The sequence below is a fragment of the Aphanothece stagnina RSMan2012 genome, assembly GCF_046764815.1.
In the GTDB taxonomy this organism is placed as follows: domain Bacteria; phylum Cyanobacteriota; class Cyanobacteriia; order PCC-6307; family Cyanobiaceae; genus NIES-981.
On sequence record NZ_JBKOUC010000002.1, the window covers coordinates 1 to 12,457 of the forward strand.

The 12,457-nt window shown below is 71.1% G+C and carries 9 protein-coding genes; 8 read left to right on the forward strand and 1 reads right to left on the reverse strand.

Annotated elements, in window-relative coordinates:
• The 5 genes from ACLNEE_RS01690 to ACLNEE_RS01710 form a co-directional block, all read left to right on the forward strand.
• Window positions 1-827 (forward strand): hypothetical protein (locus ACLNEE_RS01690; RefSeq protein ID WP_412006708.1); only part of this gene is annotated, 827 nt, incomplete at its 5' end.
• Window positions 824-4,585, forward strand: coding sequence for a UvrD-helicase domain-containing protein (locus tag ACLNEE_RS01695; protein WP_412006709.1), 3,762 nt, complete (start codon window positions 824-826; stop codon window positions 4,583-4,585). The genes ACLNEE_RS01690 and ACLNEE_RS01695, both read left to right, overlap by 4 nt.
• Window positions 4,582-6,192 carry an ATP-dependent DNA helicase gene (locus ACLNEE_RS01700; RefSeq protein ID WP_411424339.1) on the forward strand — a complete coding sequence of 537 codons (1,611 nt, stop codon included), beginning with the start codon at window positions 4,582-4,584 and terminating at the stop codon, window positions 6,190-6,192. The genes ACLNEE_RS01695 and ACLNEE_RS01700 overlap by 4 nt, the downstream gene beginning before the upstream one ends.
• Window positions 6,161-6,568 carry a phosphomannose isomerase type II C-terminal cupin domain gene (locus ACLNEE_RS01705; RefSeq protein ID WP_411424338.1) on the forward strand — a complete coding sequence of 136 codons (408 nt, stop codon included), beginning with the start codon at window positions 6,161-6,163 and terminating at the stop codon, window positions 6,566-6,568. The genes ACLNEE_RS01700 and ACLNEE_RS01705 overlap by 32 nt, the downstream gene beginning before the upstream one ends.
• A gap of 252 nt (window positions 6,569-6,820) precedes the next feature.
• The gene (locus tag ACLNEE_RS01710; RefSeq protein ID WP_411424337.1) at window positions 6,821-8,593 is read left to right on the forward strand and encodes a DEAD/DEAH box helicase; all 1,773 of its coding nucleotides are present in this window, start codon (window positions 6,821-6,823) and stop codon (window positions 8,591-8,593) included.
• Between the two features lie 128 nt (window positions 8,594-8,721).
• On the opposite strand, the gene ACLNEE_RS01715 is transcribed toward ACLNEE_RS01710, so the two are convergent.
• Window positions 8,722-8,922 carry a hypothetical protein gene (locus tag ACLNEE_RS01715; protein ID WP_411424336.1) on the reverse strand — a complete coding sequence of 67 codons (201 nt, stop codon included), beginning with the start codon at window positions 8,920-8,922 and terminating at the stop codon, window positions 8,722-8,724.
• Window positions 8,923-9,157: 235 nt separating this feature from the next.
• Between ACLNEE_RS01715 and ACLNEE_RS01720 the strand changes: the two genes are divergently transcribed.
• From ACLNEE_RS01720 to ACLNEE_RS01730, 3 genes are all read left to right on the forward strand, one after another.
• Window positions 9,158-9,505 (forward strand): RNA recognition motif domain-containing protein, encoded by a 348-nt coding sequence (locus ACLNEE_RS01720; protein WP_411424335.1) that lies wholly within the window; start codon window positions 9,158-9,160, stop codon window positions 9,503-9,505.
• Between the two features lie 168 nt (window positions 9,506-9,673).
• The gene (locus ACLNEE_RS01725; protein ID WP_411424334.1) at window positions 9,674-11,476 is read left to right on the forward strand and encodes an ABC transporter ATP-binding protein; all 1,803 of its coding nucleotides are present in this window, start codon (window positions 9,674-9,676) and stop codon (window positions 11,474-11,476) included.
• Window positions 11,477-11,525: 49 nt separating this feature from the next.
• Window positions 11,526-12,446: an LCP family protein gene (locus ACLNEE_RS01730; protein ID WP_411424333.1), complete on the forward strand. Its 921-nt coding sequence runs from the start codon at window positions 11,526-11,528 to the stop codon at window positions 12,444-12,446.
• Window positions 12,447-12,457 lie beyond the last annotated feature (11 nt).

Sequence of the window (12,457 nt, forward strand, 5' to 3'; positions counted from 1 at the left end):
GCCACTGGGTGATCCAGCCCCAGGCCTGCTGGTTGCGGTCCCTGGGCCTGCAGCCGAACGAATGGGCCGACGCCACCGCAGACCTCGACCCCGCCGAGCTGGACGAGCGGCAGCGTTCACGACTCCTGCGGGAAGCCCTGGAGGAAGCTTCCGGGGGGCAGGACGGAAGCCCGGCCCACCTGGAGCAAGCCGGGACCTGGCTCAGCCGGCAGCGCGGCCAGGGCCTGCTGCCCCCCCAGGGTGGCGGCGAGCTGGAGGCCGCGCTGCTGGCCCAGCGCTGGGCGGACCTCCACAGCGGCCTCGAGCCCCTCGGCCCGCCCAGCTGGCGGCTGGCCTCCTGGGCGGGCCTGGAGGAGGAACTGACCTGGTGGGGGAACACGGTCGCGGTGATCCAGCCGGCCCGCGCCCGGGCACGCCACCGCCTCGATCTCTGGCTCCAGCTTCTGCTGGCGGCCGCCGCGGAGCAGGAGCCGCAGGCAGGGGTGCTGATCGCCCGCGGTGAGCGGGGATTCGGGACCCAGCTGCGCCTGGTGGCCCCAGGGGCAGCGGCGGCCCGGGCCGAGCTCGAACGCCTTCTGGCGCTTCGCGAGGCCTGGCGACTGCCCTGCTGGCCCGTGCCCCCCGACACGGGCTGGACCTTTCTGGAGCGCGGCAAGGAGAAGGCGATCGGCCGCTGGGAGGGGGGGGCCATGGAGCGGGGCGAGAGGGAGGACCCGGCCCAGGCCCTGTGCTTCGGCCACGATCTGCCCGGGGAGCTGCTGATCGGAGCGGACTTCGCCGATCGGGCGTCCGAGCTGCTGGGCCCGCTGCTGGAGCGGGTGGGATGAGCGAACCCTTCGAGGCCAACGGCTTTCCGCTGGGGCCAGGACTCCGGCTGCTGGAGGCCAGCGCCGGCACGGGCAAGACCTTCGCCCTCGCCCACCTGGTGCTGCGCTTCATCGCGGAAGCCGAGCTGAACCTGGGCCAGCTCCTGGTGGTCACCTTCACCGAGGCCGCCGCGGCGGAGCTGCGCGATCGCATCGGCAAGCGCCTGCAGGCCGCCCTCAGCGGCCTCGATGATCCCGCCTTCGATCCCCCGGATCCGACGCTGGATGCCTGGCTCGACTGGGCGCGCCCCCGGGCCCGCCAGCTGCAGCCACGCCTCCTGCTCGCCCTCGAGGATCTCGATGGGGCCGACATCACCACCATCCATGGCTTCTGCCTGCGCACCCTGCAGCGGCAGGCCCTGGAGGCCGCCCAGCCCCCCGGGCTCAGCGTCGACACCGACAGCCCCTCCCTGCTCCGCCAGATCAGCCACGACTACTGGTGCCAGCAGCTGCTGCCCCTGCCGACCCATCTGCTGGGAGGGGTGCGGCAGGCGCTCAACGGGCCCGACGACCTCTTCGCCATCCTGCAGAGGCTGGATGGCGATCCCGCCCTCCAGCTCGACCCGCTGCCCCCGGGGATCCGCGCCGACGAGGCGCTGCCGCCCCAGCTGGAGCTTCTCTGGCAGGAGGCCTGGGAGCGGTTTGGTCAGCGCTGGGCGGAGCGGGGTGAGGCACTCCAGGCCGACATCCTCAGCGCGGCGGCCGAGTGGCGGGCCCTGGGACTCCGCGACACCAAGCCCTATGCCCCGCGGGTCAGCAGGGATCGCCATGGGGAAGTGAGCGCCTGGATCGGCGGCATGCCCCCCGGGGGGGACTACGCCGCCACGCGCCGGCAGGACCTCCTCAGGACCTACTTCCACCCCGGCAGCTTTCTCAAGGTGGCCCGCCTGGTGGACGGACCCGAGCCTTCCCTGCCCCAGCGCCCCCTGCTGGAAGCGATCGCAGCGGTGATGGAGGGTCCGGCGGAAGCGGCCCTGCTCCATGCCGCCCACTGGGGGCGAGCCGAGCTGCGGCAGCGGCGGGAGCGAAGCGGCAGGGTGGGCTTCGGCCAGCTGCTGGAGGGCCTGGATCCGGGCGAGACGGCCGCGGCGCCGGGGCCGCTGCTCCAGACCGTGGGCGAGCGCTACGCCGCCGCCCTGATCGACGAGTTCCAGGACACCGATCCGATCCAATGGCGGATCCTGTCGCAGGCCTTCGATCCCGCCCGGCACCGCCTGGTGCTGGTGGGCGATCCCAAGCAGGCCATCTACCGCTTTCGCGGCGGTGAGCTGGCCACCTACCGCAGGGCCGAGGCCGCCGCCCGCGACGGCGGAGGGGTGTACGCGCTCTCCGACAACTACCGCTCCACGCCGGCCCTGGTGGCCGCCCTCAACGCCCTGATGGCACCGGGACTGCGCCGCTCCGACCTGCCGGTGCCACCGGTGCGGGCCCGGGCAGCCGCCGCAGAGGCAACGGCGGCAGAGACGACCCCGGCAGAGGCACCCCCGGTAGAGGCGCCAGCCTCCTCAGGGGCCTCCAGCCCCGCCCCAGCCCTGCAGCTGCTCTGGCTGGGCGGCGACCGCGCGACGGGCGAGAAACCCGTGAGCGCCACCACCCTGGACCAGGGGCTCCCCGGCCGGATCGCCAGCTTCGCCGCCGGCCTGCTCAACGCCGGCCAGGCCCCCGGTGACCTGTGCGTGCTGGTGAGCACCCACAGCCAGGCGGAGAGGCTCCGCGCTGCCCTGGAGCGCAGCGGCATCGCCAGTCGGCTGGTGAGCAAGGGCGATGTGTTCGAGAGCGCCGCGGCCACGGCGCTGCAGCGGTTTCTCGATGCTCTGGCCAGGCCCGCCGATCCCGGCCGGCTGCGGCTGCTGGCCGCCTCTCCCCTGCTGGGCTGGAGTGCGGCAGCGATCGCCGCAGCCACGCCCGAGCAGTGGAGCGAGCTGGCGGGCCAGCTGGCCCGAGGGGCCGAGCAGCTCCCCGGTCGGGGGCTGCTGGGGGTGCTGAGCACCCTGCTGAACGCCCCCGGCCTGGCCCGCCTGGCCATGGGCGGCAGGCTGCTGGCGGACCTGGAGCAGTGCGCCGAACTGGTGCAGCAGCGACTCCATGCCGACCAGCTGGGGCCAGCGGCGGCCGCCGACTGGCTGCGCCGGCGGCGCCTGGAGCCGGACCGGGATCCCCCGGAGGCTGAGCAACCCAACAGCGACGTGGCGGATGCGGCGGTGTGGGTGGTCACCGTGCACCGCAGCAAGGGGCTGGAGTACCCCGTGGTGATCTCGCCATTCTTCTGGAAGGCACCCCGGAGCCGCACGGCAGGCGGTGGAGCCGTGCGCCTGGGGGTGCGCTGGCAGCCCCCCGAGGCACCCCAGCCTGTGCTGGACCTGCACCTCAACAGCCACTGGGGCCGGGGCCATGGGGCCGCCGTTCAGCATGAGCTGGCCGAGCTGCAGGAGCAGGAGCGGCTGGCCTACGTGGCCGCCACCCGGGCCAAGCAGCTGCTCGTGCTGGCCTGGGGGCCGGCGGCGGGCCAGCAGGGCAACCCGCTGCACCCCTGGCTGTTCGCGCAGGACCCCGTGCCGGGCCGCGGCGAGGATCCCTATGCGGCGCTGGGCGATGCCGCGTGGCGCGCCCGGCTGGAAGCCGAGATCGACCGGCGGGAGCTCCCCCTGGCCGTGCTGGATCCGCCGCCGGCCGGGGTCGTGGTCAACCCTCCAGCGCCTGCCGCGCCTGCCGTTGAGCCGGCCCTGCAGTGCGGCCCGGTGCCGACCTGGGAACTGGACCGCCGCTGGGGGCGCTACAGCTACAGCCGCTGGACCCAGGGCAGCCACGCCGCGGCCCCCCAGGCCCTGGAGGAGGGACGCGAGACCGATGGCCTGGTGAGCGAACCGGATCCGGACCCGAGCGACCAGGCCGCGCTGGCTGACAACTGGCCGGGGGAGAGTCCGCTGGCCGACTTCCCGCGCGGTTCCCAGGCCGGCGACTGCCTCCACAGGATCCTCGAACAGCTCAACTACCGGCAGGCCGCCGCGGCCCAGGCCGGCCTGTGCAGCCGCGAGCTGCAGCGCAGCGGCCTGGGTCCGGAGCACCTGCCGGGACTGCTCGCGGGTCTCGAGGCCCTCCGCCTCAGTCCGATGGGCGGAGCCCTCGGCCCCTTCCACCTCGCCGAACTGGAGGGCTCGGAACGGCTCAACGAGATGAACTTCGACCTGCCGCTCGGGATGGTGCGGGCCGATGACCTGGCCCGGCCGTTCCGAACCTGCCCGGGCGGGGCCTTCGGCCGGACCTACGCCAGCCGCCTCGCGGAGCTGGATGTGGCCAGTCGGGGCTTTCTCACCGGCTCGATCGACCTGGTGTTCCGCCGGGGAGAACGCTGGTGGGTGGCTGACTGGAAGAGCAACTGGCTGGGGGATCGGGAGGCCGATGGTCGGCCGCGGGGCTGCGGCCCGCGGCACTACGGAACGGCCGCCCTCCAGGAACTGATGGCGGCCAACCACTACCCCCTGCAGGCCCACCTCTATCTGGTGGCCCTGCATCGGTACCTGCGCTGGCGCCTGCCGGGCTACGCCCCGACCCGCCATCTGGGGGGCTATGCCTACATCTTTCTGCGGGGCGTGCCCGGTGCCGACCCGGCGGCGGCCGAGGTCGCCGCAAGGGGTGGGGCCCTGCCCGGGATGGCGGTGGAACGGCCGCCGCTGCGGCGCATCCTGGCCCTGGATCAGGTTCTGGAGGGCCCGCCATGATCGGCCCTGCCCTGGAGCGGCCCGGCTGGTTGACGGCCCTGGCGACCTCCCTCGCCGAGTCCCTGCCGCGGCTGCATGGCTGTCCCCCCGATCCCGGGGTTGGTGCCGTCATCGAGGCCCTGACCGCCGCCCTGGCGGATGGCCAGCTCGAGCTGACGCTGGAGGATCCCAGCCATCGGCGGGCCCTGGCGGCCTCGCCGCTGACGGCCGAGCCCTGTGGCCCCCTGGTCCTGGAGGGGGACAGGGTGCTGTGGCGGCGCTGGCAGCGGCAGCGGGACACCGTGCTGGAGGCCCTGATCCGGCGGGCCGGAGCAGCGGCGGTGGACCCCGGCCACCAGGGGGATCAGCGCGAGGTCCAGGGCCTCGTGGCGCTCCACGCGGAGGGGCTGGATGCCGACCAGCGCCGTGCCGTGGCGGCGGTGCTTCGCCATCGCCTGGTGTTGCTCGAAGGCGGGCCGGGCACCGGCAAGACCAGCACGGTGGCCAGGATGCTGGCGGCCGTGCGCCTCCAGCATCCGGACTGCCGCATCCACCTGGCGGCACCGACCGGCAAGGCCGCGGCCCGGCTGCGGACGGCGATCAGCCCTGTCGCCCCGGACCTCCCCTGCAGCACCCTCCACCGGCTGCTCGAGAGCCGGGGAGAGGGCTTCGGCCGCAACCGCCGCCATCCCCTCGGCCTGGATCTGCTGGTGATCGACGAGGTGTCGATGGTGGATCTGCCGCTGATGGAGGCGGTGCTGGAGGCCCTGCCGGCCCCCTGCCGCCTGGTGCTGGTGGGTGATGCGGCGCAGTTGCCGCCGGTGGGTCCGGGCCCGGTGCTGCTGGAACTCCAGACCGCCAGCCGGCGCCAGGCCCTGGGGGAGGCAGCGGTGGAGCTGCGCACGGTCTACCGCAACAACGGGGCCATCGCGGCCGTGGCGGAAAGGCTGCGCTGCGCTGAAGCGGATCGCTCCCCCCTGGGCCTGGAGGAGCAGCTGGCCAGGCTGCCGGCCGAGGCGAATCTGCGCTGGCAGCAGGCGGCGCCGCAGCGGCTGCCGGCCTCCCTGCTGGCGCGGCTGCGGAGTCACCAGGCCAGGCTGCAGGAGCTCTGCCGGGGCCTCGATCCGCACGACAGCGCGGCCATCGCCCGGCTGCTGGGGGCGCTGGACTCCTGCCTGGTGCTGACCTCCCGGCGCCGGGGCCGATGGGGGGTGGACGCCATCCACCGGGCCCTGCTGGGCGAGGAGCAGGGCCAGCCGATCCGCGCCTGGCCCAATGGCACCCCGGTGCTGTGCCAGCACAACCTCAGCGAGCTGGGGCTGGCCAATGGGGATGTGGGCCTCGTGGTCGACAGGGGGGAGGGCCGGCGGCTGTTGTTTGCTCCCGCCGGGAGCGGCGACGGGCTCTGGATCCATCCGGCCCAGCTCCCCTCGCCCCAGCCGGCCCTGGCCCTCACCATCCACAAGGCCCAGGGGAGCGAGGCCGAGGAGGTCTGGGTGCTGATGCCCGACAGCGGCCGTCCGGTCAGCCGCCTGCTCTACACCGCCCTGACCCGGGCCCGCCGCCAGGCCTACCTCATCACCCCAGACTCCCCCCATGCAGACCAGCGGCAACGCCAGCTCCCCTGACAGCCTGCCCCGGGTGTCCCGCCCCTGGGGCTGGTTCGAGACCCTGGCCGAGGGTCTGGATTACCGCGTCAAACGGCTGCTGATCCAGCCGAGGATGCGCCTGAGTCTCCAGCGCCACCGGCACCGCTGCGAACACTGGGTGGTGGTGGCCGGCAGCGGCCTGCTGCACCTGGAGGGGCAGGACATTCCGGCGGAGCCCGGCACCACACTGTTCATTCCGGTTCGGGCCCTGCATCGGGCCAGCGCTGGGGCTGAAGCGCTGGTGATCGTGGAGGTGCAGCGGGGTGAGGAGCTGCGCGAGGACGACATCGAACGACTCGCCGATGATCACGGCCGTGCCGATGATCACGGCCTTGTGTTGGGTGATAGAATTTGAATTCAGCCTTTTTCAAGGGCAGGGCAGTTCAACGGACTGCGAGGTCGTACGGGCTCTGCGCTTCGTACCGAGCGGCACCATCGGGATCTGACCGGGTCCAGAAGGGTGATTCGCTGGTTGGTTGTCGAAAGGCGGGAGCCTGCAGCGGCGGCTTGATCTTGCACTCCACTGGTTCAGTGCATCTGGGTTTCTGCCGGCCTGCGTAGAAGGACATTCCCAGGCTTCCGCCTGTAGCCGGCCCACGTGAATCCTTTGACTGAACAGATCAGCGGCGTCGATTTCCCCTGCCCTGCCGCCACCACCTCGCCCGACCTCACCAACGACCCGGCCAGCAGCGGGAGCAGCCCGGCCGCCGGCTTCGCCTCCTTCGGATTCGGCCCGGAACTGCTCGAAGCCCTTGCGGCGATCGGCTACAGCGAGCCCTCCCCGATCCAGAAGGCCGCCATTCCCGAGCTGATGCTGGGCCGCGATCTGGTCGGACAGGCCCAGACGGGCACCGGCAAGACGGCGGCCTTTGCCCTGCCGATGCTGGCGGGGCTCGATCCCGACCAGCGCAAGCCCCAGGTGCTGGTGCTGGCTCCGACCAGGGAGCTGGCCCTCCAGGTGGCCGAGGCCTTCAACAGCTACGCCGCCCAGCTGCCGCAGGTGCGCACCGTGGCCGTGTACGGCGGCGCCGATTTCCGCGACCAGATTCACCATCTGCGGCGCGGCGCCCAGATCGTCGTGGGCACGCCCGGTCGGGTGATGGACCACATGCGCCAGGGAACCCTCGACCTCTCGGGCCTGCGGGCCCTGGTGCTCGACGAAGCCGACGAGATGCTGCGCATGGGCTTCATCGATGACGTCGAGTGGGTGCTGGGGCAGCTGCCGGAACAGCGCCAGGTGGTGCTTTTCTCGGCCACCATGCCCGCCGAGATCCGGCGCATCTCCCAGCAGTACCTCAACAGCCCGGCGGAGATCACGATCAAGCCCAAGGCGGCGGACGCCAGCCTCATCCGTCAGCGTTTCCTCACGGTCCCCGCTCCCCTCAAGCTCACCGCGCTCGAGCGGGTGCTGGAGAGCGAGTGCAGCGAAGGTGTGATCATCTTCGCCCGGACCAAGGCCATCACCCTCACGGTGGCGGAATCCCTGGAGGCCCACGGCTACGACGTCGCCGTGCTGAACGGTGACGTGCCCCAGGCCCAGCGCGAACGCACGATCGAGCGGCTCAAGAGTGGCCAGGTGAACGTCCTCGTGGCCACCGATGTGGCCGCCCGCGGACTGGATGTGGAGCGGATCGGGCTGGTCATCAACTACGACATCCCCTTCGACAGCGAGGCCTATGTGCATCGCATCGGCCGCACCGGCCGGGCGGGGCGCAGCGGCGACGCCATCCTGTTCCTCACGCCGCGGGAGCGCCGCTTCCTGGGCGGGCTTGAGCGGGCGGTCGGCAAACCGATCGAACCGATGGAGGTGCCGAGCAACGCCACCATCAACCAGAACCGCCTCGATCGCCTGCGTCAACGGCTCACCGGAGCCCTGCAGGGCTCCGGTGTCAGCGCCGAAGAGAAGGCCCTGCTGAGCGAGATCGTGCAGCGGGTCGCCCAGGAACAGGGCTGCACCCCTGAGGCCCTGGCCCTGGCGGCCCTGGAACTCAGCCTCGCCGGCAAGCCGCTGCTGCTCCAGGGCCATGAGGACTTCTCCCAGCCGCGGGCCCAGGGGCCCGGTCGCGGCGAGGGCAGGGAGATCGTCGGCCGCGGGGAAACCCGTCGTGGCCGTCCCGAACGGCCCATGGGCGCCCCCGAGGAGAACATGGACCGCTTCCGGGTCGAGCTGGGCTGGCGGGATCGGATCAAGCCCGGCAACCTCGTCGGGGCCATCGCCAACGAGACCGGGCTGAACGGCCGCGCCATCGGCCGGATTCAGATCTTTGATGCCCACAGCATCATCGACCTGCCCAAGGGCATGCCCGAGGAGGTCTTCCAGGGTCTGCGTGAGTTACGGGTCCTGAACAAGCCCCTGCAGATCTCCCGCTTCCGCGGCTGATCAGCGGCTCCACAGGCCCCACTCAGAAAGCTGGCCAGGAGGCTGGCGTGGTGCAGAAAAGCCCTGGCGAGCCCTTCCGGGCACGTCAGGGCTTTCGGGCGGGTCCTCCCCCGCCGATCAGGGAGTGCTCAGGCGCAGAGCCGGGTCACCTCCCCCAGCGAGACTGAGGTGATCTCAGTCAGGGACAGGGATTCCACCGCGGCGATCAACGAGGTCTGCACCTCGAGCGCCTCGGTCTGGACCAGGCTCTGCAGCAGATCAAAGCGATCCTGGGGAGCAAGCTCACCGTCCTCGCTCCAGGCGAGGCTCCAGGGGACAGGGGCCGTCATCTCAACCACGCGTCGGATCAGGGTTTGCTGACAATGGGGCACTCTCAGGGATCGCCGGCGCTTCTACAGGGTCTCTTCAGAACCCCTTCAAGCTTCTCCATATACGGTCCGACCAAGACCTAGGGTGGATGGTGATCCCAGGTCGGTTCTGCTCCCTGAGGGTTCGCCCAGCTCCCACTGGCCATCCCTGGTAACGGCAGCATCACCCGGATCAGTTCCAGGCTTTGCTCCATTAATGACCATCTACGTTGGCAATCTCTCGTTCCAGGCCGAACGCGAGGATTTGCTTGATCTCTTCGGCCAGTACGGAGAGGTGCGGCAGTGCAGCCTGCCGCTCGACCGCGAGACCGGCCGCAAGCGCGGCTTCGCCTTCGTCGAACTCAGTGACGACGCGGCGGAACAGAAGGCCATCGACGACCTTCAGGACGTCGAATGGATGGGTCGGATGATCCGGGTGAACAAGGCCACCCCCCGCGAAGGCGGCGGTGGTGGTGGCGGTGGCCGTGGTGGCTACGGCGGCGGCAACCGGGGTGGCGGCGGCTACGGCGGCGGCGGTGGTGGCGGTGGCGGCAACCGCTGGTGACAGCGGGCTGAACCCTGCAGAGCAGGCCCCGGCCAGCGACTCCCCCGCCGCGGCCTTCACCCCTCGACCCCCCGGACACTGGCCACGGCCGGTGCCGGGGGGTCTTCTCCTCGGGTCGCCGATCGGCCGCGGGAGAGTGGGGGCCCCGTTCCCAGCACCTCGGCCGCCATGCCGTCCCCGGCCTCTCCCCATCCCCCGGCGCTGAACCGGCTGCTCTCTGCCCTGCGGCCCCACCGCCGCCTGGTGGCGCTGGCGGCCGGCTGCTCGGTGCTCAACAAGCTGTTCGACCTGGCCCCGCCGGTGCTGATCGGCCTGGCCGTGGATGTGGTGGTGCAGCAGGACAGCGGCTGGCTCGGCCGCTGGGGCATCACTGGCGTTCCCAGCCAGCTCGGGGTGCTGGCGGTGCTCTCCTTCCTGATCTGGAGCGCTGAGTCCCTGTTCGAGTACCTCTACGGGGTGCTGTGGCGGAACCTGGCCCAGACGGTGCAGCATGAGCTGCGCCTCGAGGCCTACGACCATCTCCAGAAACTGGAGATGGCCTACTTCGAAGCCAGCAGCAGCGGCCGTCTGATGGCGGTGCTGAACGACGACATCAACCAGCTGGAGCGGTTCCTCGACCACGGCGCCAACGAGATCCTGCAGCTGATCACCACGGTGCTGGCCGTCGGTGGCGCCATGGTGGTGCTGTCCCCGACGGTGGCGGGGGTGTCGTTCCTCCCCATCCCCGTGATCCTGTGGGGCTCCCTGCGCTTCCAGAGGCGCCTGGCGCCCCGCTACGCCGCCGTGCGGGAGCAGGCCGGCGATCTGGCCAGCCGACTCAGCAACAACCTGGGCGGCATGCTCACGATCAAGAGCTACACCGCCGAAGCCTGGGAGCTGGAGCGGCTGCGGCAACAGAGCCAGGCCTACCGCCAGGCCAACCGGCGGGCCATCAGCCTGTCGGCCGCCTTCGTGCCCTTGATCCGCTACGCGATCCTGTTCGCCTTCATCGCCATCCTGGTGATCGGCGGCCTGCAGGCCTGGCAGGGCACCATCGCGACAGGCACCTATGCCTTTCTGGTCTTCATCACCCAGCGCCTGCTGTGGCCTTTGACCACCCTGGGCCGCACCCTCGATGACTACCAGCGGGCGATGGCCTCCACCAACCGGGTGCTGGACCTGCTGGCCACGCCGGTGACCATTCCCAGCGGCCGGCAGCCCCTTCCCGCCGAACGGGTGCGGGGCGACATCCGCTTCGACGCGGTGGCCTTCGGCTACCCGGGTCGGGAGCCGCTGCTGGATGGCTTTGACCTTGCCATCCCGGCCGGGAGCACCCTCGGCATCGTCGGCTCCACCGGCTCCGGCAAGAGCACCCTGGTGAAGCTGCTGCTGCGCCTCTACGAGATCCAGGCCGGCCAGATCCGCCTCGATGGCATCCCGATCAGTGACCTGCGGCTGGAGGACCTCCGCCGGGCGATCGGCCTGGTCAGCCAGGACGTGTTTCTGTTCCACGGCTCGGTGGCGGAGAACATCGGCTACGGCAGCTTCCAGGCCAGCCGCGGCGCCATCGAGCAGGCAGCACGCCAGGCCGAGGCCTCCCGCTTCATCGAGGCCCTGCCCCAGGGGTACGACACGGTGGTGGGCGAACGGGGCCAGCGGCTCTCGGGCGGCCAGCGCCAGCGGATCGCGCTGGCCCGGGCCATCCTCAAGAATCCCCCCGTTCTCGTTCTGGATGAGGCCACGGCCGCCGTCGACAACGAGACCGAGGCGGCCATCCAGCGCTCACTTGAGCTGATCACCGCCAACCGCACCACCCTGGTGATCGCCCACCGCCTCTCCACGGTGCGGCATGCCGACCGGATCGTGGTGATGGAACACGGGAGGATCGTGGAGAGCGGCCGCCATGAACAGCTGATCGCGGCCGATGGGGCCTATGCCAATCTCTGGCGAGTCCAGGCCGGCCTGCGCAGCGGTGAGGTCCTCAGCTTCTAGTGGCTCTGCGGCTACCGGGCCCCGGTGCGAGGTGCAATAGCTTTTCGGAATGAAGACATCAGCGGTCAGGCAGGCCCCCACCCGGCAGGTGCGCAGGCGCGGTCAACGGGGTCCCCTGCTGCTGGCCATGCTGATCGGCCTGACGGGAGGCCTGTTCGCCTCCATGCCGCTGGCCAAGTGGCTCAGCAGCAACCCGCTGCCCAGCAATCCCCGCATCACCAATCCCTTCGCCGCCTGGAATGGCATCGGCGACCAGAACATCCTGCTGCTGGGCACCGATGTGGGCGGCGGCAACACCGATGTGATCGCCACCCTGCGCATCGATGGCGGCGTCACCCGGATCACCCAGGTGCCGCGGGACACCTACATCGAAGCCGAGGGCTACGGCCCCCAGAAGATCAACGCCCTCTACGCGATCGGGGGCACCGAACTGCTCGAACGGGAGCTTTCCCGCAAGATGGGGCGCCCGATCACCCACCACGTGGTGGTCAACCTGAGCGCGATCCGCCGCATGGCGGATGCCCTGGGCGGGATCGAGGTGGATGTTCCCAAGCGGATGTATTACACCGACAACAGCCAGGGTCTCTACATCGATCTCCAACCCGGCCCCCAGAACCTCAAGGGTCGGGACCTGGAGGGATTCCTCCGCTTCCGTCACGACGAGTGGGGGGACATCGGCCGGATCGAACGCCAGCAGCTGGCGCTCAAGGCCCTGTTCCGCAAGCTCACCAGGCCCGAGCATCTGGTGCGCCTGCCGATCCTGCTCGGTGCCGGCGGCAAGGACCTCAAGACCGACCTGGGACCGATGGAGCTGGGCGGTCTGATCACCGCCATGGGCAGCACCCAGCTGGAGACGGAACGGCTCGGTGGCCGCCCCTTCATGCTCGACGGGATCAGTTACTGGGAGACCGACTGGCCGGGACCGAACGAGGCGGATCGGGACGACTTCGACAACCGCTACGTCTACTGAAACCGCTGCGA